At 61.8% G+C, this 20,597-nt stretch carries 17 protein-coding genes and 6 tRNA genes; 7 read left to right on the forward strand and 16 right to left on the reverse strand.

What is annotated here, in order from left to right; genetic code table 11:
• Nucleotides 1-239: 239 nt before the first annotated feature.
• The 3 genes from R2B70_RS17415 to pbpG all read left to right on the forward strand — a co-directional run bounded on the left by R2B70_RS17415 (nucleotide 240) and on the right by pbpG (nucleotide 3,179).
• Complete coding sequence (locus R2B70_RS17415; RefSeq protein ID WP_042079358.1) at nucleotides 240-1,532, forward strand: hemolysin family protein; 1,293 nt, start codon at nucleotides 240-242, stop codon at nucleotides 1,530-1,532.
• Between the two features lie 18 nt (nucleotides 1,533-1,550).
• Nucleotides 1,551-2,216, forward strand: a complete 666-nt coding sequence (locus tag R2B70_RS17420) for a DedA family protein (protein ID WP_042079359.1) — start codon at nucleotides 1,551-1,553, stop codon at nucleotides 2,214-2,216.
• A gap of 135 nt (nucleotides 2,217-2,351) precedes the next feature.
• Entirely contained in the window at nucleotides 2,352-3,179 is an 828-nt protein-coding gene (gene pbpG / locus R2B70_RS17425; protein WP_216991589.1) for a D-alanyl-D-alanine endopeptidase, read from the forward strand.
• A 240-nt stretch (nucleotides 3,180-3,419) separates the two neighbouring features.
• Here the strand turns inward: pbpG and R2B70_RS17430 are convergent.
• The 12 genes from R2B70_RS17430 to pncC form a co-directional block, all read right to left on the reverse strand.
• Nucleotides 3,420-3,496: transfer RNA gene (locus R2B70_RS17430), tRNA-Arg, on the reverse strand.
• A gap of 27 nt (nucleotides 3,497-3,523) precedes the next feature.
• A tRNA-Arg gene (locus R2B70_RS17435) sits at nucleotides 3,524-3,600 on the reverse strand.
• A gap of 27 nt (nucleotides 3,601-3,627) precedes the next feature.
• Nucleotides 3,628-3,704: transfer RNA gene (locus R2B70_RS17440), tRNA-Arg, on the reverse strand.
• A 26-nt stretch (nucleotides 3,705-3,730) separates the two neighbouring features.
• A tRNA-Arg gene (locus R2B70_RS17445) sits at nucleotides 3,731-3,807 on the reverse strand.
• Between the two features lie 94 nt (nucleotides 3,808-3,901).
• Nucleotides 3,902-3,978: transfer RNA gene (locus R2B70_RS17450), tRNA-Arg, on the reverse strand.
• 3 nt (nucleotides 3,979-3,981) lie between these two features.
• A tRNA-Ser gene (locus R2B70_RS17455) sits at nucleotides 3,982-4,074 on the reverse strand.
• Nucleotides 4,075-4,288: 214 nt separating this feature from the next.
• Nucleotides 4,289-4,477 carry a carbon storage regulator CsrA gene (gene csrA / locus R2B70_RS17460; protein WP_005315760.1) on the reverse strand — a complete coding sequence of 63 codons (189 nt, stop codon included), beginning with the start codon at nucleotides 4,475-4,477 and terminating at the stop codon, nucleotides 4,289-4,291.
• A gap of 93 nt (nucleotides 4,478-4,570) precedes the next feature.
• Nucleotides 4,571-5,818 (reverse strand): aspartate kinase, encoded by a 1,248-nt coding sequence (locus tag R2B70_RS17465; RefSeq protein ID WP_042079361.1) that lies wholly within the window; start codon nucleotides 5,816-5,818, stop codon nucleotides 4,571-4,573.
• A gap of 16 nt (nucleotides 5,819-5,834) precedes the next feature.
• Complete coding sequence (alaS, locus tag R2B70_RS17470; RefSeq protein ID WP_042079362.1) at nucleotides 5,835-8,459, reverse strand: alanine--tRNA ligase; 2,625 nt, start codon at nucleotides 8,457-8,459, stop codon at nucleotides 5,835-5,837.
• Nucleotides 8,460-8,727: 268 nt separating this feature from the next.
• Nucleotides 8,728-9,228 carry a regulatory protein RecX gene (locus tag R2B70_RS17475; RefSeq protein WP_318163373.1) on the reverse strand — a complete coding sequence of 167 codons (501 nt, stop codon included), beginning with the start codon at nucleotides 9,226-9,228 and terminating at the stop codon, nucleotides 8,728-8,730.
• A 40-nt stretch (nucleotides 9,229-9,268) separates the two neighbouring features.
• Nucleotides 9,269-10,333 carry a recombinase RecA gene (gene recA, locus R2B70_RS17480; protein WP_042079364.1) on the reverse strand — a complete coding sequence of 355 codons (1,065 nt, stop codon included), beginning with the start codon at nucleotides 10,331-10,333 and terminating at the stop codon, nucleotides 9,269-9,271.
• A gap of 80 nt (nucleotides 10,334-10,413) precedes the next feature.
• Nucleotides 10,414-10,905: a nicotinamide-nucleotide amidase gene (gene pncC, locus R2B70_RS17485; protein ID WP_209793823.1), complete on the reverse strand. Its 492-nt coding sequence runs from the start codon at nucleotides 10,903-10,905 to the stop codon at nucleotides 10,414-10,416.
• A 200-nt stretch (nucleotides 10,906-11,105) separates the two neighbouring features.
• Here pncC and R2B70_RS17490 point away from each other — a divergent pair, with 200 nt between their 5' ends.
• Nucleotides 11,106-11,513, forward strand: a complete 408-nt coding sequence (locus R2B70_RS17490; RefSeq protein ID WP_279987015.1) for a Spy/CpxP family protein refolding chaperone — start codon at nucleotides 11,106-11,108, stop codon at nucleotides 11,511-11,513.
• A gap of 248 nt (nucleotides 11,514-11,761) precedes the next feature.
• Nucleotides 11,762-14,332, forward strand: coding sequence for a DNA mismatch repair protein MutS (gene mutS, locus R2B70_RS17495; protein WP_318162084.1), 2,571 nt, complete (start codon nucleotides 11,762-11,764; stop codon nucleotides 14,330-14,332).
• 78 nt (nucleotides 14,333-14,410) lie between these two features.
• On the opposite strand, the gene R2B70_RS17500 is transcribed toward mutS, so the two are convergent.
• The gene (locus R2B70_RS17500) at nucleotides 14,411-16,009 is read right to left on the reverse strand and encodes a BCCT family transporter (protein ID WP_209793676.1); all 1,599 of its coding nucleotides are present in this window, start codon (nucleotides 16,007-16,009) and stop codon (nucleotides 14,411-14,413) included.
• Nucleotides 16,010-16,020: 11 nt separating this feature from the next.
• Nucleotides 16,021-16,548, reverse strand: a complete 528-nt coding sequence (locus tag R2B70_RS17505; RefSeq protein ID WP_209793677.1) for a hypothetical protein — start codon at nucleotides 16,546-16,548, stop codon at nucleotides 16,021-16,023.
• Nucleotides 16,549-16,711: 163 nt separating this feature from the next.
• Between R2B70_RS17505 and R2B70_RS17510 the strand changes: the two genes are divergently transcribed.
• On the forward strand, nucleotides 16,712-17,191 hold the full coding sequence (locus R2B70_RS17510) for a MarR family winged helix-turn-helix transcriptional regulator (protein WP_041212322.1): 480 nt from the start codon (nucleotides 16,712-16,714) through the stop codon (nucleotides 17,189-17,191).
• 60 nt (nucleotides 17,192-17,251) lie between these two features.
• Here R2B70_RS17510 and R2B70_RS17515 read toward each other — a convergent pair whose 3' ends face one another.
• Entirely contained in the window at nucleotides 17,252-17,833 is a 582-nt protein-coding gene (locus tag R2B70_RS17515; RefSeq protein WP_042079369.1) for a YjaG family protein, read from the reverse strand.
• 160 nt (nucleotides 17,834-17,993) lie between these two features.
• On the opposite strand from R2B70_RS17515, the gene R2B70_RS17520 reads away from it, so the two are divergent.
• Nucleotides 17,994-18,938: a D-2-hydroxyacid dehydrogenase gene (locus R2B70_RS17520; RefSeq protein WP_318162085.1), complete on the forward strand. Its 945-nt coding sequence runs from the start codon at nucleotides 17,994-17,996 to the stop codon at nucleotides 18,936-18,938.
• A gap of 66 nt (nucleotides 18,939-19,004) precedes the next feature.
• On the opposite strand, the gene mepM is transcribed toward R2B70_RS17520, so the two are convergent.
• Nucleotides 19,005-20,342: a murein DD-endopeptidase MepM gene (gene mepM, locus R2B70_RS17525; protein ID WP_042079371.1), complete on the reverse strand. Its 1,338-nt coding sequence runs from the start codon at nucleotides 20,340-20,342 to the stop codon at nucleotides 19,005-19,007.
• Nucleotides 20,343-20,597 lie beyond the last annotated feature (255 nt).

Genomic DNA, 20,597 nt, shown 5'->3' on the forward strand with positions numbered 1-20,597 from the left:
GGCCCCTCCCCATCACAAGCCCCCGTCCATCGGGGGCTTTTTCTTGTCCGGCCCCCACCGAAGCGGGCCTGGCCCTGTCCCGCTGCCGCAACCGGGGGAAGCCCCCTCGCGGAGCAACGCCGCCAACCCGGGAGGCGTATTGAAAAATTCACGAGCCAAATCACTTCCTTTCACAAGCGCATCGCCCGCAAATTCATTACACTGCCAGCGACCTTTTCTACCGGGAGTGCTGCTGCAGTATGGAAATATTGATCCTGCTTGGATTGATTTTGCTCAATGGTGTCTTTGCCATGTCGGAAATCGCCATCGTCACCGCCCGCAAGGCGCGTCTTGCCAAGATGGCCAGCGAGGGCAGCGGCGGTGCCGCCATCGCCCTCAAGCTGGGCGAGGATCCGACCCATTTCCTCTCTGCCGTCCAGATCGGCATCACCAGCATAGGCCTGCTCAACGGTATCTACGGCGAATCCCTGCTGGCGCAACCCTTCGCCCTCTGGCTGCAGGAGTGGGGGCTCTCCCCCAAAAGCAGCAGCCTGCTCGCCACCGTCATCGTCGTGGTGCTGGTCACCTATCTCTCCATCGTCGTGGGGGAGCTGGTGCCCAAGCGCCTCGGCCAGCTCAGCGCCGAGCGCATCGCCTGCCTGGTGGCCCGTCCCATGCTGTGGCTGGCGACCCTGACCCGCCCCTTCGTCTGGCTGCTCTCGGCCTCTACCAACGCCAGCCTGCGCCTGATGCGGGTCGATCAGAGCAGCGGTGCCAACGTCACCCAGGAGGAGATCCACGCCATGCTGGTGGAGGGCTCAGAGGCCGGGGTGATCGAGGATCACGAGCACACTATGTTACGGAACGTGTTCCGCCTCGACGAGCGCAGCCTGGCCTCCCTGATGGTGCCGCGCAGCGACATCCGCTATCTGGATCTCTCCCTGCCGCTGGAGACCAACCTGCAGCGCCTGGTGGAGTATCGCCACAGCTTCTTCCCGGTCTGTGACGGCAGCCTGTCGGATCTGGTGGGCATCCTCAACGTCGGCAAGGTGCTGCACGCCTACATCAAGGGGGAGCCCATCGATCTCGCGGCCCTGACCCAGGATGGCAGCCTGCTGCCGGAGACCCTGAACGGCCTGGAGCTGCTCAACCATTTCCGTACCCACGCCGAGCACATGGTGCTGGTGGTGGACGAATATGGCGAGCTGCAGGGGCTGGTCACCCAGCAGGATCTGCTGGAAACCCTGGCCGGCGACTTCCAGCAGGAAGGCGGCGAGGACAACTGGGCCTTCCGGCGCGCCGACGGCAGCTGGCTGCTCGACGGCCTGATCCCGCTGCCCGAATTGAAGGACTGCCTGGAGCTGGTTCGACTGCCGGAAGAAGAAAAACATCACTATCACACCCTCGGAGGGCTTATCATGCTGCTCCTTGGCCGCCTTCCCCAGACCGGAGACCTGGTCACCCTGGAACAGTGGCAACTGGAAATAGTGGATATGGACGGCCTGCGCATCGACAAGGTGCTTGCCATGCCCTTGACCGACCAACCCAGCTAACCTGCGGAGTTTGCATGTATGGAGCAGTTTTACCACCTGGCTCACGCCTTCATTAATCAGGATCTGGCGACCCTTTCCAATCCCAATATGGTCTTCATGGTCTATGTCGTCCTGCTGACTTTTCTGGTGCTGGAAAATGGCTTTATCCCGACCGCCTTCCTGCCAGGGGACACCCTGCTGATCCTGACCGGCGTGCTGATCTATCAGGGGGTGCTGCCGCTGGCGGTCGTACCGCTGCTGATCCTGGCCACCTTCTTCGGCACCTGGCTTGGCTACATGCAGGGGCGCTTCCTCGGTCATACCCAGATGTACCACAGGCTGATGTCCCACCTGGATGACAAGCACAAGGAGAAGGTGCACTACCTGCTCAACAAGTACGGCATCATCACCCTGATCACCGCCCGCTACATCGCCTTCGTGCGTACCGCCTACCCCTATATCGTGGGTGCCAACGAGATCCCGCAAGGGCGTTTCCTGGTGGTCAACCTCATCAGCTCCATCATGTGGATCTGCCCCCTGGTCGGGCTGGGTTACTACCTGAGCCACACCAAGCTGGCCGCGCAGTATGAGTCCCAGTTTCTCAGCATCATCCTCTATCTGCCCGTGGTGTTGCTGGTGGGCGGCCTCATCGCCCTGGTCTGGCGCTGGTGGAGCAAACGCAGGGCCAGCGTCTCCAGAGAGTGAGACCAAGAGGAGGGTCGCCGTCAGGCGGCCCTTTTTTATGGAAATAGTGACGAATTCCGCCAGGCCGCTCTTGTAAAGCGGGGGCAAAAATGAGTGAATCTAGCGCCTTTTTTCGCTGTGGATGGAGTCGGTTGTATGAGGTGTTGGATTCGCGCAATCGCGCTGTTGTGTGGCTTGATCGGAATGCAGGGGCTGCCCGCAGCCATGGCGGCCCCCAACCCGGCCAAGCTGCAGCTCAAGTCGGGCAGCGCCCTGGTCATGGACATCAACACCGGCAAGACGCTCTACCAGAAGAACCCTGCCCAGGTCAGGCCCATCGCCTCCCTCACCAAGCTGATGACGGCCCTGGTGGTGCTGGATGCCCGCCAGAACCTGAATCAGACCCTGACCATAGATCAGAACGACAGGGACAACATCAAGCACACCTACTCCCGGGTGCGCATGGGCACCAAGGTGACCCGCCGCGACGCCCTGCATCTGGCGCTGATGTCCTCCGAGAACCGCATGGCCTCGGCGCTGGCCCGACACTATCCGGGTGGCCGCTCCGCCTTCATCCGCGCCATGAACAACAAGGCCAAACAGCTCGGCATGCGCAACAGCCGTTTCTATGACTCCACCGGCCTGTCGACCCGCAACGTCTCCACCGCCCGGGATCTGGCCAAGCTTATCGCCGCCGCCTATCGCCAGCCGCTGATCCGCCAATTCACCCAGGACACCAGCAAGGAGATGCGCTTCACCAAGCCTGCCTACAGCCTGATGTTCAACAACACCAACCCGCTGGTGAAGAACCCGGACTGGGACGTGCGCCTCTCCAAGACCGGCTACACCGACGAGGCGGGCCGCTGCCTGCTGATGCGCGCCAAGCCGGACCGCCAGGAGCTCGCCATCGTACTGCTCAACTCGGTGGGCAAGCGCACCCCGGTCGGCGACGCCAACCGTATCCGCAAGTGGCTGAAGAGCTGAGTTCGTCCCATCAAGACCTGAAAGGATGCTGCGGCATCCTTTTTTATTGGCCGCCGAAGGGCAACTGACGGCTGCCAGCGCGGTTATGGTGACGAGCCGCATGTGCTCTATGGTGAGTGGCCTGCAAGGCGCTGATGCGGCACGGGATAAGGAGGGTGAGGCAGGAATGAGGTGGAAATGGATACAGTGTGGATCCGGCCCATAAAAAAACAGCCCCGACCTAAGTCGAGGCTGTCTGTATGGTGCGCCCGAGAGGATTCGAACCTCTGACCACCTGGTTCGTAGCCAGGTACTCTATCCAGCTGAGCTACGGGCGCTCATAACTTGTTGCACTGCTTGATATATGGTGCGCCCGAGAGGATTCGAACCTCTGACCACCTGGTTCGTAGCCAGGTACTCTATCCAGCTGAGCTACGGGCGCTCACAACTTGTTGCACTGCTTGAAACATGGTGCGCCCGAGAGGATTCGAACCTCTGACCACCTGGTTCGTAGCCAGGTACTCTATCCAGCTGAGCTACGGGCGCTCATAAATCATTGTATTCGCTTGAAATGGTGCGCCCGAGAGGATTCGAACCTCTGACCACCTGGTTCGTAGCCAGGTACTCTATCCAGCTGAGCTACGGGCGCCCTGTTTTCAAACGATAAAAAAAGCTTACTCAACAGTAAGCCTTCTTTAGTGCCGACTTGCTGATGGTCAACACATGACTCCAAGAGTCAAATATGGTGCGCCCGAGAGGATTCGAACCTCTGACCACCTGGTTCGTAGCCAGGTACTCTATCCAGCTGAGCTACGGGCGCTAATGGCGGAGAAGGGGGGATTCGAACCCCCGATGCGGGTATAAGCCGCATACTCCCTTAGCAGGGGAGCGCCTTCAGCCTCTCGGCCACCTCTCCGTTTGCGGGGCTGATAATACTTCACAGGGATTTTTAGTCAAACACTTTTTTGGAGAAAACAGCGTGTTCGCTCAGCATTTGGTCAAAGCGTGGAATATTCAAGCAATATCAACACTTACCCAGTACGGCCGCGCCCTGCAGGCCCATTGGCAAGGCCCGGAAAAACAAAAGGCGACACCTAGGATGTCGCCTTGGCAGCTGTCGATCAGACGGCTTAGAAATTTGGTTGGCCCGGGACTTTCTCGGCCTGTATCCGCATATAGATCTCTTCGCGATGCACGGAGACCTCTTTCGGCGCGTTCACGCCGATGCGGACCTGGTTGCCCTTCACGCCCAGTACGGTCACGGTCACTTCGTCACCGATCATCAGGGTTTCCCCTACACGACGAGTCAAAATAAGCATTCGCTTGCTCCTGTATCCTGTTTTGTATTTATATCGATATGCGCCATTATCTTACAAAGATACCGATATGGTAAATGGTTGAAACTAAATCAATCAGGGATTGTTCCCCAAGGGCTGCTCATGAGGCTCATTATCCAGCCCGAAGGCCGAATGCAACGAGCGCACGGCCAGCTCCAGGTACTTCTCGTCAATCACCACGGATATCTTGATTTCAGAGGTGGAGATCAGCTGCATGTTGATCCCCTCCTCGCCCAATACCTTGAACATGGTGCGAGCGACGCCGGGGTGATTCCACATGCCGACCCCGACGATGGAGACCTTGGCGATCTCCCCGTTGCCCTGCACGCAGGCGGCCCCCAGCAGGGTGGCGGTCTCCTCCAGCAGGGCGCGGGCCCGGCGATAGTCATCCCGATTCACCGTGAAGGTAAAATCGGCGGTGCCATCCCCCATGGTGTTCTGCACTATCATGTCGACATCGATGTTGGCATCACTGATCGGATTCAGGATCTGTGCGGCCACCGTCGGCCTGTCCGGCACACCCAGAATGGTCAGACTGGCCTCGTTGCGATTGAACGCAATGCCGGATACCAGGGGTGCTTCCATCCTCTCACCTCCATATGTGATTAAGGTTCCCTCTCCGTCGACGAAACTCGACAGCACCCGCAGCGGCACGCGGTACTTGCCCGCGAATTCCACCGAACGGATCTGCAGCACCTTGGCCCCCAGGCTCGCCATCTCCAGCATCTCCTCGAAGGTGATGGTATCGAGGCGACGCGCCTTGGGCTCGATGCGCGGATCCGTGGTATAGACACCATCCACATCGGTAAAGATCTGGCATTCGTCGGCCTTAATGGCCGCCGCCACGGCCACGGCCGTGGTATCCGAACCGCCTCGGCCCAGAGTCGTGATGGCGTTGTGCTCGTCACGTCCCTGGAAGCCGGCGATCACCACCACCTTGCCCGCACCGAGTTCGGCCTGAACCTGCTCGGTGTCGATGTGGGTGATGCGCGCCTTGCCATAGGCGGAATCTGTGTGGATACGGACCTGATCGCCAGTCATCGAGACCGCCGGGCAACCGCGCTTGTTCAGCGCGATCGCCAGCAGCGCTATGGTGACCTGCTCACCGGTCGAGATCAGCACATCCATCTCGCGCCGATTGGCATCCTGATCCAGCTGCTGGGCCATGCCCAGCAACCGGTTGGTTTCGCCCGACATGGCGGAGACGACCACCACCACGTCATGTCCCTGGGCCCGGGTCAGCTGAACACGATCGGCGACCGCCTCGATCCGCTCCAGCGTACCCACCGAGGTACCGCCGTACTTCTGTACATAGAGTGCCACAGATCACCTCGCCCGCTTACAGGCGCTCTTCCAGCCAGGAGTGAACGGATTGCAGCGCCGCCGGCACCGCCTCGGGCTGGGTTCCCCCCGCCTGGGCCATGTCGGGACGACCACCGCCCTTGCCACCCACCTGCTGGGCCACCAGGTTGACCAGCTCACCGGCCTTGACCTTGGCGGTCAGATCGTTGGTGACGCCGGCAATCAGGTTAACCTTGTCATCGCTGCTGGTTGCCAGCAGCACGACACCGGACTTCATCTGGTTCTTCAGCTCGTCCAGCATGCCGCGCAGGGACTTGGGATCGGCCCCTTCCAGCGCCGCGACCAGCACCTTCTGGCCCTTGATCTCGATGACCTGGCTCAGCAGATCGCTGCCGGCCTGGGCCGCCAGCTTGGCCTTGAGCTGCTCCAGCTCGCGCTCCATCAGCTTGGCCTTGTCCATCAGCTGGCGCACCTTGTCAGCGATGGAGAATTGATCCCCCTTCACCAGGGCGGCCGCCTCTTCGATCTGCTCGCCCAGCTGGTGCATGAAGTCGATGGCGCCCTTGCCGGTCACCGCCTCAATGCGGCGCACGCCGGCGGCGATGCCGCTCTCGGCGATGATCTTGAAGAAGCCGATGTCACCGGTGCGCTTGGCATGAGTACCGCCGCACAGCTCGGTGGAGTAGTCGCCCATGCGCACCACGCGCACGTCGTCTTCGTATTTCTCGCCGAACAGGGCCATGGCGCCGGCCGCCTTGGCGGCATCCAGGTTCATCAGCTCGGTGTTGACGGCGTGGTTGGCACGGATCTGGGCGTTGACCAGCTCTTCGATGCGGCGAATGGTCGCCATGGTCAGCCCTTCGAAGTGGGAGAAGTCAAAGCGCATGCGCTCGGCTCCCACCAGCGAGCCCTTCTGGGTCACGTGCTCACCCAGCGCCTGGCGCAGGGCCGCGTGCAGCAGGTGAGTGACCGAGTGGTTCAGGGCCACGGCCTGGCGGCGATCCCCATCGACCACGGCCTCGACCTCGGCGCCCTTCTCCAGGGTACCCAGCTCCAGGTAGCCCTTGTGAATGATCGCCTTGCCCGCCTTCTGGGTATCGGTCACCGCAAAGATGCCGTCATCCACTTTCAGGATGCCGCTGTCACCCACCTGACCGCCGGATTCGGCATAGAAGGGGGTCTCTGCCAGCACCACCACGGCCTCTTCGCCCGCGATCAGGCCGCTGACCTCGACGCCATCCTTGTAGATGCCGACCACTTGGGTCATTTGGCTCAGCTGTTTGTAGCCGGTGAAGGGGGTCTCGAAGTCGAGTTTCAGGACGTCGTTGTAGTTCACGCCGAAGCTGGACGCCTCTTTCGCGCGGGCGCGCTGCTTCTCCATCTCCGCCTTGAAGCCCTCCTCGTCGATACCGATCTCGCGCTCACGCACCACGTCGGCGGTCAGGTCCGCCGGGAAGCCGTAGGTGTCGTACAGCTTGAAGACCACCTCGCCCGGGATCACCTTGGCATCGCCGAGGTTGGCCAGCACGTCTTCCAGCAACAGCAGACCGCGGTCCAGGGTGCGGACGAACTGCTCTTCCTCGATGCGCAGCACGCGCTCGACCAGCGGTAGCTGGGCGATCAGCTCGGCTGCCACGTCCTTCATCTGCACCGCCAGCTCGGCGGCCAGCTTGTAGAAGAAGACCTCGGTGGCCCCCAGCTTGCGACCGTGGCGCACGGCGCGACGGATGATGCGACGCAGCACGTAGCCGCGGCCTTCGTTGGAGGGCATGACGCCGTCCGCCACCAAGAAGGCGCAGGAGCGGATGTGGTCCGCGATGACGCGCAGGGACTGGTTGCTCAGATCCGTGGTGCCGACGATCTCGGCCGCCTTCTTGATCAGCGCCTGGAAGATGTCGATCTCGTAGTTGGAGTGCACCCCCTGCATGATGGCGGAGATACGCTCCAGCCCCATGCCGGTGTCCACGGACGGACGGGGCAGCGGCTCCATGGTGCCGTCAGCCTGACGGTTGAACTGCATGAAGACCACGTTCCAGATCTCGATATAACGGTCACCATCCTCTTCCGGGGAACCGGGAGGGCCGCCCCAGATGTGGTCACCGTGGTCATAGAAGATCTCGGTGCAGGGGCCGCAAGGACCGGTATCGCCCATCTGCCAGAAGTTATCGGATGCAAAGGCGGCGCCCTTGTTGTCACCGATGCGCACGATGCGATCGGTCGGTACGCCGATCTCGTTGGCCCAGATGTTGAAAGCTTCGTCGTCCGTCTCATACACGGTCACCAGCAGGCGCTCTTTGGGCAGCTTGAGGGTACCGGTCAGGAATTCCCAGGCAAAACGAATGGCGTCCTGCTTGAAGTAGTCACCGAAGCTGAAGTTGCCCAGCATTTCGAAGAAGGTGTGGTGACGCGCGGTATAGCCGACGTTTTCCAGGTCGTTGTGCTTGCCGCCGGCCCGCACGCAGCGCTGGGCCGTGGTGGCGCGATTGTAGGCACGCTTGTCGGCGCCAAGGAACACGTCCTTGAACTGGTTCATCCCTGCGTTGGTGAACAGCAGGGTCGGGTCATTGTGCGGTACCAGCGAGCTGGAAGAGACAACCTGGTGCCCCTGGGTGCGGAAATACTCGAGAAACGCGGCGCGTATCTCTGACGTGGACATATACATGGAAAATCCTGCTTGATTCGAATACGGACTTTTAACCGCATTAATGTAAGTTTTCTGCCGGGTAAAGTAAAACGCGCGGGCCCGTCGCGGGTGAAAAAGCCCCCAAGGAAAGGGGCTGCGGCAGCACGCCAGACAGGAGCAGGCGGTGAGGGGAGTCGGCTGGGTGGCGGATCATGGCACCCTTGTCATCAGAGACAGGATGAAACAGGGAAAATGCCCTCTCCCTTCTTCACGGGCCGCAGGTTCCCCCCTGACCAGGACCAGCCCTTCATTCGCCCCCCTGCTGCATGGCAGAGATGGCATAACGCGCCTGATCTTGGGTAAAGCCCCGCCCAAGCAGATACTTGAGCCACTTCATCCGCAGCTTGAAGTCATCCAGTTCGGCGACGCTGGCACGCCGCTCGAGCAGGGCGAACGCCAGTTCGAACCAGTCCAGCTCGGGCTGCTCGAAGGCAGCATCGATCTGGCCATCGTCCAGCCCCTTGCGGCGCAGGTCGAAGCGGATCTTGAGGGGGCCCTGTCCCTTGGCGGCACCGGCCCGCACCGCCATGGCGCCATAGCGCTCGTCATTGACCCAGTTGTAACCGCGGCAGTAGTCGAGCACCGCCTCGATCACCTCCTCCTGGTAGCCCTGCTGACGCAGGCGCCTGGCCAGTTCAGACTCGGCGCTCTCCCGTCGGGCCAGGCTGCGCATGGCATAGGCACGGGCGGCCGCCAATTGCTCTTCAAAGGTCGGTTCGACCGGCTCGGTAACGGATTCATCAACCATAAATGACAAGGCCGGGTATCCACCCGGCCTTTCCTGTTCCTTACTCGAACTCTTGTTCGTTTTCGGCTTCGTACTCGTCGTACTCGGCAGCGGGAGCCTTCTCTTCCACAGGAGCGGCACCGGAGAGCAGCAGCTCGCGCAGCTTGGCTTCAACCTCGGCGGCCAGCGCCTTGTTCTCAGAGAACAGCTTCATCACGTTGGCCTTGCCCTGGCCGATCTTCTCGCCATTGTAGCTGTACCAGGCACCGGCTTTGTCGATCAGCTTGTGCTTGACGCCCAGGTCCACCAGTTCGCCTTCCTTGGAGATGCCGGCACCGTAGAAGATCTGGAACTCGGCCTGCTTGAAGGGCGGGGCCACCTTGTTCTTGACCACCTTGACGCGGGTCTCGTTGCCGACCACTTCGTCCCCTTCCTTGATGGCGCCGGTACGGCGGATGTCGAGGCGAACGGAGGCATAGAACTTGAGGGCGTTACCGCCCGTGGTGGTCTCCGGGCTGCCGAACATGACGCCAATCTTCATCCGGATCTGGTTGATGAAGATGCACAGGCAGTTCGCGTTCTTGATGTTGGCGGTCAGCTTGCGCAGGGCCTGGGACATCAGGCGTGCCTGCAGGCCGACGTGGGAGTCCCCCATCTCGCCCTCGATTTCCGCTTTCGGGGTCAGGGCGGCCACGGAGTCGACGATGATGACGTCGACGGCGTTGGAGCGCACCAGCATGTCGCAGATCTCCAGGGCCTGCTCGCCGGTATCCGGCTGGGAGATCAGCAGGTCATCGACGTTGACGCCCAGCTTGGCGGCATAGATGGGATCCAGCGCGTGCTCCGCATCGACGAAGGCGCAGGTCTTGCCCTTGCGCTGGGCCTCGGCGATCACCTGCAGGGTCAGCGTGGTCTTGCCGGAGGATTCCGGGCCATAGATCTCGACGATGCGACCGCACGGCAGACCGCCGATCCCGAGCGCCACGTCCAGGGAGAGGGAGCCGGTGGAGATGGCTTCGATGTCCATGGTCTTGCTGTCGCCCAGACGCATGATGGAGCCTTTGCCAAACTGCTTTTCGATCTGGCCCAGCGCAGCCGCCAGTGCCTTCTGTTTGTTCTGATCCATGCCAATCTCCGCTGGGAATCGTGAGTAAGAAGTGAAGTCGGGCTAAGTATACTGTTTATGCATACAGTATCAAGCCCAATTTATTTGAGCAGGGCCAGGAGGCCGGACAGGGCCTGTCTGACCGCCTGTTGGCGAACCTGATGGCGATCCCCGTCGAACCGGGCGAGCAGGGAGTGGTGACGGCCGGTGCGATCCGCCCAGGCGAACCAGACGGTGCCGACCGGTTTCTCGTCGCTGCCGCCACCTGGCCCGGCGATGCCGCTGACGGCCACGCAGATCCCCGCATCCGAGCGGGCCAGACAACCCCGGGTCATCTCCAGCACCACGGCCTCGCTGACGGCGCCGTGGCGCAGCAGGCTGTCGATGCTGACCCCCAGCATCTGCTGCTTGGCCTCGTTGGTGTAAGTCACAAAGCCGCGATCGAACCAGGCCGAGCTGCCGGCGATATCCGTGATGGCAGTGGCGACGCCGCCCCCGGTACAGGACTCCGCCGTGGCGGCCAGCCAGCCTCGCGCCATCAGCGCGTCCCCCAGTTCCTGGGATAACCGGGCTATCTCCGTCTCAAGTCCCATCATAGTGCCCTCCGCTGGCCCTCTCGGGCGAAATATGGCGCTCATTATGCAATTGCCCTGCCCCCCCGGGCAACCGACCGGGGGGCAGGCTGCGTCAGCAAGTTGTCACCGCTTAAGCTCCAGTACATGGGGGCTCCCTATAATCAGCAGGCACCGCCATGCGTGCGGTTTCTATCCGATGAGAACAAGGAGAAAGTCAGATGAAGCATCCGTTCAGAGTCGCCATGACAGCCCTGGCAATGTGCATCGCCACCAGTGCCTTCGCCACCGAGAGCAACGCCGAGCTGCAGAGCGAAACCACCCTGGCACAGGAGCTGAACCTGTCCAGCGCCCAGGTGGAACAGATCAAGGGACTGCGCGAACAGGCGACCAAGGAGCTGAGTTCGGTCAAGCTCGACGCCATCGGCCAGGACGTGATCGTCAACATGATCAAGTCCGGCAAGTGGGACGAGGCGGCGGCCAAGAAGCAGTTGCAGACCATCAGCGACGTACAGGCGCAGGCCCGCTACTACCGCGCCCACTACCTGTTCGAGGTGAGCAAGGTGCTGACCGCCGAGCAGAAAGCCAAGCTGCACGAGATGCTGACCGGCAGCGAGGCCATGTACTGAGTCCTTGCCCTGACCAGAATCCCCGCGTCAAGGCGGGGATTTTGCTTTCTTCCATGACCCGCACACTCTTGACCGCATCCCCCGGCGCCTCATCAGATCCCTTCTTCACGGCACCCGGCATGTCGCAAAATCCGCCCCCCAAAACCGAGATAACCCCTCACCATCCCGGCCCGACCATGTAGAATGGCCCCCAGATTCAGACCATTGCGGCACAGGCTTGCCCGCAAGAACACCTTCTGGAATAGCACATGACAGCACAATACCAGGCGCCAGGCGCAGCCCTCAGCGCCCACACCCCCATGATGCAGCAGTACCTGACCCTCAAGGCCGAGAATCCGGAGATCCTGCTGTTCTACCGGATGGGCGACTTCTACGAGCTGTTTTATGACGATGCCCGCAAGGCCTCCCAGCTGCTCGACATCTCCCTGACCAAGCGCGGCCAGTCGGCCGGCAGCCCCATCCCCATGGCCGGGGTGCCCTATCACGCCATCGAGGGTTATCTGGCCAAGCTGGTGCAGCTCGGTGAATCTGCCGCCATCTGCGAACAGGTGGGGGATCCCGCCACCAGCAAGGGGCCGGTGGAGCGCAAGGTCATTCGCATCATCACCCCGGGCACCGTCTCCGACGAGGCGCTGCTCAGCGAGCGGCAGGACAACCTGATCGCCGCCGTCTACCACGATGGCCGCCGCTTCGGTTACGGCACCCTGGATATCGGCTCCGGCCGCTTCTTCATCAACCAGTTCGAGAAGGAAGAGACCCTGCTGGCCGAGCTGCAACGCACCAATCCGGCCGAGCTCCTCTACCCCGAATCCTTCGCCTTCCTGCACCATGTCGAGGGTCGCCGCGGTCTGCGCCGCCGCCCGGAGTGGGAGTTTGAGCTTGGCACCGCCCGCAAGCTGCTCTGCCAGCAGTTCGGCACCCAGGATCTGGTGGGCTTTGGCGTCGAGCAGAGCGAGACCGCCCTGTGCGCCGCCGGCTGCCTGATGCAGTACGTGAAAGATACCCAGCGCACCGCCCTGCCCCACATCCGCGGCGTGCGCCTCGAGCAGCCCGATCATGCGGTCATCATGGATGCCGCCACCCGCCGCAATCTGGAGCTGACCCAGAATCTGGCCGGCGGTCACGACAACACCCTCTCCGCCGTGCTCGACTGCACCGCCACCCCCATGGGCAGCCGACTGCTCAAGCGCTGGATCCACCAGCCGATCCGCGATCGGGTGATCCTCAAAGGCCGCCAGAGCACCATCAAGGAGCTTATCGAGCAGAACCTCTACGACGAGCTGGGCGGATTGCTGCGCCAGGTCGGCGACGTGGAGCGGGTGTTGGCGCGCCTGGCCCTGCGCTCCGCCCGCCCGCGCGATCTGACTCGTCTGCGTCAGGCCTTCGCCCAGTTGCCGGAGCTGCAGAGCCTGCTGGCGGGCAGCGAGCACGAGGCGGTGCAGCAACTGCGCGAGCGGGCCAGCACCTTCCCCGAGCTGCATGACCTGCTGGAGCGCGCCGTGATGGAGGTGCCGCCCGTGCTGATCCGCGATGGCGGCGTCATCCGCGAAGGGTTCAACGCCGAGCTGGACGAGCTGCGGGATCTGGCCAACGGCGCCACCGCCAGCCTGGCCCGCATCGAGGAGCGCGAGCGGCTGCTGACCGGCATCAACACCCTCAAGGTGGGCTACAACAAGGTGCACGGTTTCTACATCGAGGTGAGCCGCGCCAACAGCCACCTGGTGCCGGCCCACTACATCCGCCGCCAGACCCTCAAGAACAACGAACGCTACATCATCGATGAGCTCAAGAAATACGAGGACAAGGTGCTCACCGCCCAGGCCCAGGCGCTGGCGCTGGAGAAGCGCCTCTACGAGGAGCTGCTCGATGCCCTGCTGCCCCACCTTGGCGAGTTGCAGGAGTCCGCCGCCGCCCTGGCGGAGCTGGACGTGCTGGCGAACCTGGCCGAGCGGGCCGAGACCCTCGACTACCGTTGCCCGACCCTCATCGACGAGGATCAGATCCTGATCGAGGCGGGGCGCCATCCGGTGGTGGAGCAGGTGATGACAGACCCCTTCATTGCCAACCCCATCCGGCTTGAGCGGGATCGGCGGATGCTGATCATCACGGGCCCCAACATGGGCGGTAAATCCACCTACATGCGCCAGACCGCGCTCATCGTGCTGCTGGCCCATATCGGCGCCTTCGTGCCCGCCGACAGCGCCCGCATCGGCCCCATCGACCGCATCTTCACCCGCATCGGGGCGTCGGATGACCTGGCATCGGGAAGATCCACCTTCATGGTGGAGATGACCGAGACCGCCAACATACTCAACAACGCCACCGCCCAGAGCCTGGTGCTGATGGACGAGATCGGCCGCGGCACCAGCACCTACGACGGCCTCTCGCTGGCGTGGGCCTGCGCCGAGCAGCTGGCGAGCAAGATCGGCGCCTATACCCTGTTCGCCACCCACTACTTCGAACTGACCCGGCTGCCGGAGCTGATGGAAGGGCTGGCCAACGTCCACCTCGATGCGGTGGAGCACGGCGACACCATCGCCTTTATGCACGCGGTGCAGGAGGGGGCGGCCAGCCGCTCCTATGGCCTGCAGGTGGCGGCGCTGGCGGGGGTGCCGAAATCGGTGATCCAGCAGGCCCGCCACAAGCTGGCGGAGTTGGAAAGCACCAACCCGGCCCCCGCCGGCGAATCTCGCCCGGCCCCGGTGGCCATGGCGCCCCAGAGCCATCCGGTAGTCGATGAGCTGGAAGCGGTGCGCCCCGACGAGCTCAGCCCGCGGCAGGCGCTCGACCTGCTCTATCGCCTGAAGCAGATGCTGTAAGCACCGACCGTCGCTCAGACATGCAAAAAGGGGAACCGCGAGGTTCCCCTTTTCGTTGCACATGGCGCGCGTGACCCGTCAGGCCGGCCCTATGCGTTCCAGCAGGCTCATGTGGGTTGAACCGTCGTGGCGCTTGAGGTTCTGCCGGTACTCGAACTGGCGCCGGCTCTCCTGCTTCAGACCCAGCATCAGGGAGTAGCACATGGCCAGCATGATCACCGAGAAGGGCAGCGCGGCTATGATGCTGGCGGCCTGCAGGGCGGCCAGGCCGCCGGAGACCAGCAGGATGGCCGCCACCAGCCCCTGGCCCAGCCCCCAGATGGCGCGGTGCAGCACGGGAGGATCCTGATCGCCGATGGAGAGCAGCGTCGTAATCACCAGCGTGCCCGAGTCGCTGGAGGTGATGAAGTAGGTGCAGATGAGCAGGGTCAGCACCCCCTTGGCAATCCAGCCGAAGGTCTCCCAATGCAGCAGCTCCACCGTCTTGTAGAGCGCCAGGGTAACGTCCTGGTTGACCGCTTCCACCACGCCGCCGCCACCGAACAGCTCCAGGTTCATGGCAGTCCCGCCGAACACGGTGAGCCAGAGCATGCCGAGCAGGGAGGGCACCAGCAGGACACCGAGCACGAATTCGCGGATGGTGCGCCCCTTGGAGATGCGGGCGATGAACATGCCGACAAAGGGTGCCCAGGCGATCCACCAGCCCCAGTAAAACGCCGTCCAGCTCGACTGCCAGGCCGAGGTGCCGTTGGCCTCTGTGTTGGTCCAGAAACTCAGACGGACGATGTTCTGCAGGTAGTCACCTATGTTCTGCACATAGGCGTTGAGGATGTAAGTGGTGGGCCCCAGCGCCAGGAAGAGCGCGAGCACGAAGACGCTGAGCCAGATATTGAGCTCGGAGAGGATCTTCACCCCGCGCCCGACACCGGAGATGGCCGACAGGGTGGCGATCAGGCTGATGCCGCCGATGAGCCAGAGCTGGTTCACCTGGGATACCTCCATCCCGAACATCTGGTTCAGGCCGGTGTTCATCTGGGAGACCCCGAGGCCGAGGGAGGTCGCCACCCCGAACACGGTGCCGAACACCGCCAGCACGTCGGCGGCATGGCCCCAGAAGCCGTAGATGCGATCCCCGAGGATGGGATAAAGCACGGAGCGGATGGCCAGTGGCAACTTGCGCCGGTAGCTGAAGAAGGCCAGCGACAGGCCGACGATCACATAGATGGCCCAGGGGTGCAGACCCCAGTGGAAGAAGGTGAGGCGCATGGCGATCTGGGCCGCTTCCGGCGTCATGCCTTCGGTGACGAAGGGGTTGCCCTGCAGGTGGTTCATCGGCTCGGCGATGCTCCAGAACACCAGGCCTATGCCCATGCCCGCACTGAACAGCATGGAGAACCAGGCAAAGTAGCCAAACTCCGGTACCTGGTCGTCGTCGCCCAGCCGGATGCTGCCAAAGCGGCTGAACATCAGGTAGACGGCGAAGAACAGGAACAGGGCGACCACCAGGATGTAGTACCACTTGAAACCCGCAATGATGTGGTCCTTGGCCCCGGTAAACCAGGTGCCCGCCGTATCCGGATCAAAGACGCCGAACAGCAGGAAGAGGGTCACGACGGTGAGGGCCGTCATGGCCATGGTGGGATTGAGGCCTTTCAAAAGCCCTTTGGTTGCTCTCATCTGGCCTCCTTTTAGTCGTTGTTGAAGAAGTCTTCGCCCACGTGATCGCCGGCGCCGCCGATGGCGCGATAGACCAGGCGACCGGCGGCCTGCTCACGGTGATCCACCAGGCTGACCGAAGGCTGGCCGTTCACCGCATGGCGCTTGCCGAGGAAGATGGCCATGGGCACTCCCAGACCTGAGACACCGCTGGTGATCCAGAGGCGGTTGAAGTCGTAGGAACCGCCGATGAACTCCAGCTGGGCCAGGCCGTTGTCGAGGCCGGCGAGGTAGAAGTGCATGGCACTCTCGTCGGGGAAGAGGTGCACCAGCACATAGGCGTAGCGCAACTCATTGACCAACTCCTTTAGACTGAAAGAACCTGTGTTGCTGCAGGAGAGGGGCAACTCCCCATCGTAGTGATGTACCTTGAGGTTGTTGGGGTCCTCGTCATAGGCGGGTTGATAACGCACGAAAGCCGAGGTATCAGGCAGTTCATAGCGCACTCTGACCACGCGAAGGTCGGCAACCAGGGACTTGATATCCAGGTCGTCATTCATGATGTCACTCCTCAAATATCGGGTTTTAATGGGGCTATTGCCCAATAACCTATCACAAAATTCATTAGAGCAGAAATCATTACAGTGAAAACCATATTGACCTGGTGGTGAATTAGGCGGAGAATTTTGCGCCTCTCCACTGCCCTGCGATGACCCAGACCCCATGGAAAAACATGATGAAGTGCTGATCGCCCTGCGCCAGATCATCCGTGCCATCGACATGCACTCCAAGCGCCTGATCAAGGAGGCCGGACTGACGTCGCCGCAGCTCCTGCTGCTCAAGGGGATAGACGAACTGGGCCAGATCTCCATGCGCCAGCTGGCGGATCACACCAACATGAGCCAGGCCACCGCGACCACCATCATGGACCGGCTGGAGAGCCGCCAACTGGTGCAGCGCATTCGCAGCGAAACCGACAAACGCAAGGTCCATGCGACACTCACCGACGCGGGACGCGCCCTGCTGGCCCAGGCCCCCACTCCGCTGCAGGAGAGCTTCATCCAGCGCTTCCAGGCCCTGGAAAACTGGGAGCAGGGGTTGTTGCTCTCCTCCCTGCAGCGCATTTCGGCCATGATGAACGCCGACGGCATCGATGCCGCCCCCGTGCTGAGCGTCCGCCCCCTGACCGAAGAGCGGGCCTGATCGCCAGGCATAAAAAAAGCTCCCATTGGGAGCTTTTTTTATGGGAATCGAGCGAAAGGCTCACTCTTCCAGGCTGATGCCGATGTTGGAGACCCCGTCCTGGGCCGCAAAGGTGCGGATGGCAAGGATCCGATCGCTGTCTCGCTCATGAGCCACCCGCTTGAGCAACTCGACCTGGAACTCCAGCTCGGCCTCCATGTATTCGTGCTCGTAGAGCTCCTCGTCGCTCAGCTCACGACCTTCCAGCATGTCGATGAACCCTGCCACCGTCCCCACGGACGCGTGGCTGGCATCGTTCGCCTCCTCGCCCACCCGGCAGATCACCGAGTTGTAGGCGCAGCCCAGCGCCACGCAGGCATCCAGTGCCGGATAGGCGCCGTAGGATTCAAACTTGCGGGGATCGGGAATATAGACTTCAAACGCCTCCAGAATGGCGCCCAGATTGACGCGGGATCCCTTCACCGTCAGGTAGTTCCACATCTGATCCAGGGCGTGGCGAAACGCCTTCGCATCCCCGAAGCCGGCGGCCTGGGTAAACAGCGCATAGTTGGGGTACATGCGCTCTGCCAGCGCCAGGGTGTAGACCGTCTGCTGCCAGGGCTGCAGCTCGGCCAGTCGCTTATAAAACTTGTCACCAAACACTGGAGTCGGGTCCTTTGCAAAATGTGGGGCAGATTGTAGCCCACGAGGGGCGTGGCGAAAATGAAAAAGCGCCCCACTCGACTTTCTTGCCAGATCAACTGGGGTAAGATGGGGAGAGTACCCCCTTAGCCCTGCCGTAAACACGATAAGGAACAAGAGTATGAGCCAACGTACCCTGCTTCTGCTCAGCCAGGACAACAATCACTATGAACGCCTGCTCAAGGCGGCCCACCTCCCCCATCTGCACATACTGCGGGCCGACAACCAGAACGAGGCCGAGAAACTGATCGGCGAGGCGCACATCCTGATGGCCGAACCGGCCCGCGCCAGGCCGCTGCTGGCCAAGGCTGGCAAGCTCGTCTGGCTGCAATCCACCTATGCCGGAGTCGACGTGCTGCTGGATGCCAGCTGCCGTCGCGACTACCTGCTGACCAATGTCCGCGGCATCTTCGGCCCGCTGATGAGCGAATACGTGTTCGGCCACCTGCTCAGCCTCAGCCGCCAGCTGCCGCTCTATCGGGAGCAACAGCAGCAGACGCTGTGGCAGAGCCACCCCTATCAGGGGCTCAAGGGCAAGACCCTGCTGCTGCTCGGCACCGGCAGCATAGGCCAGCACATCGCCCACACCGGCAAGCACTTCGGCATGACGGTGCTCGGCATCAGCCACAGCGGCCGCGAACGCGCAGGGTTCGATCAGGTGTATCAACTGCCCGCACTCAACAAGATGCTGGCCCAGGCCGATGTCGTCGTCAGCGTGCTGCCGGCAACCCGCGAGACCCGTCACCTGTTCACCGCCGATCGCTTCAACCACTGCAAGCCGGGGGCTATCTTCTTCAACGTCGGCCGGGGCAATGCCGTGCACGAAGGCGACCTGCTGGTGGCATTGCGCAGCGGCAAGCTGGGCACTGCGGTGCTGGACGTGTTCGAGCAGGAGCCCCTGCCCGCCGACAGCCCGCTCTGGCATCAACCCAATCTCGTCATCACCCCCCACAACAGCGCCTACAGCTTCCCGGAAGATGTGGCCCAGATCTTCATCCGCAACTACATCCGCTTCATCGACGGCCAGCAGCTCGATGGCCGGATTGACTTCGACAAGGGTTACTGAGCCCGGTCCATGAAAAAGGCCCCGCCATCATGGCGGGGCCTTTTGCTATCTGGGAAAGAGGGAGGATCAACCCGCCTCCATCTCTTTGCGGTAACTCTTCACCTTGGCGAGGAACTGGCGCTTCTCCTTGCCGCTCAGGGGCTCCGCCATCGGCAGCTTGACCTTCATGGCATCGACCGGCCGGTTGTTGATCCGCACCTCGTAGTGCAGGTGGGCACCGGTGGAGCGGCCCGTGTTGCCGGAGAGCGCTATCTTGTCCCCCATCTTCACCTTCTGGCCCGGTTTCACCAGCAGCTTGCTCAGGTGCAGGTAACGGGTCGTCAGGGTCCGGCCGTGCTTGATCACCACATAGGTACCGGCCAGCGGGTGGCGGGTGGCCTTGAGCACCACGCCGTCCCCGGTGGCCATGACGGCCGTCCCGACCGGCAGCGCGAAGTCGGTGCCCTCGTGGGGACGCACCTGGCCCGTGATGGGATGACGCCGTGCCGGGTTGAAGTTGGAACTGACCCGATAGCGGCTGTGGGTCGGGTAACGGCGGAAACCCCGCTCCAGGCTGTTCGCCTGGCCGTCATAGTAGTTGCCATCCTCAGACAACCAGGCCGACGCCGCCTTGCCCTGGCTGAAGACTTCGACCCCGAGCAGCTGGGTGTTGCCCGTGCTCTTGCCCTCTACCGTCTCCTGGCGCACCAATACCTTGAATTTATCCCCTTTTTTCAGATCCTTAGCGAAGTTCAGGCGCCACTGAAACAGGTTGGCAATCTTCTGGATGTGGTTCGCCGGGATCCCCGCGTTGCGGGCGCTGACGTAGAAGCTGCCGTTGATGACGCCTTCATAACTCTTCTTCTGCCACTCCACCTCTTCGTTGAGCATGTTGGCACTGTAGGTGTCATCGGTGCGCTCCAGTACCAGGGTCTGCTTGATGTTCAGACGGATCTTCAGTTGCTGCAGTATGTTGTCCTGATCGATCAGCAGCTCTATGGTCTGGCCGGGCTTGAGGCGGGCCAGATGGTTCTTGGTGTCCGCATCCAGCACCTTGTAGAGGGTGGTGGTGGACAGGCCCAGGGTGTTGAAGATGGTGGTCAGGTTTTCGCCGTTGCGTACCCGGTAGTCCTGCCATTGGGGCGTGGGATCGGCCGGAATGTCGTCCTCCGGAGCTGCGGCCTCCACCAGCTCGTGATCCGGGATGTCGTTGAAGTCGGTATTGTCTTCGTTGGTTGCGGTGCCCGTGGTGGCGATCGGCAACTCCAGACGCAGTGGCCGCTCCAGGATGTCACCCGGGGCTGGCAATACGGCTACCGCTGACAGCGTCATGGCCGTGAGCAATAGCATGGCGTAAAAGTGTTTGCGGGGAACCGGGGGTTCCCAATTGGCAGCCTGTGCTACCAAGGGACGGAGACGTTTCATCCGCTATCCTGTTATTAGATCTAAGGGTGGTGTTTGTGGGTCTGTTTTTATGATTTTTTATTATGAAAACCGAATATCTGGCTTTTAGACCTAAATACTTACAAAAAGTTCATAGCTACATGCACGAAACTCACATTTTATGCATAACCTTCCAGCATGGGCAGAAATGATCGTCGTTTTTAGCCATTTTTTTCTATTTTTAAGAACCTAGTCCGGTTGTTTGGCGCTCCGGATCCGCAAATGTTGCAAAAACAT

It is taken from the genome of Aeromonas sp. XH, from assembly GCF_033348475.1.
GTDB classification, from domain to species: domain Bacteria; phylum Pseudomonadota; class Gammaproteobacteria; order Enterobacterales; family Aeromonadaceae; genus Aeromonas; species Aeromonas sanarellii.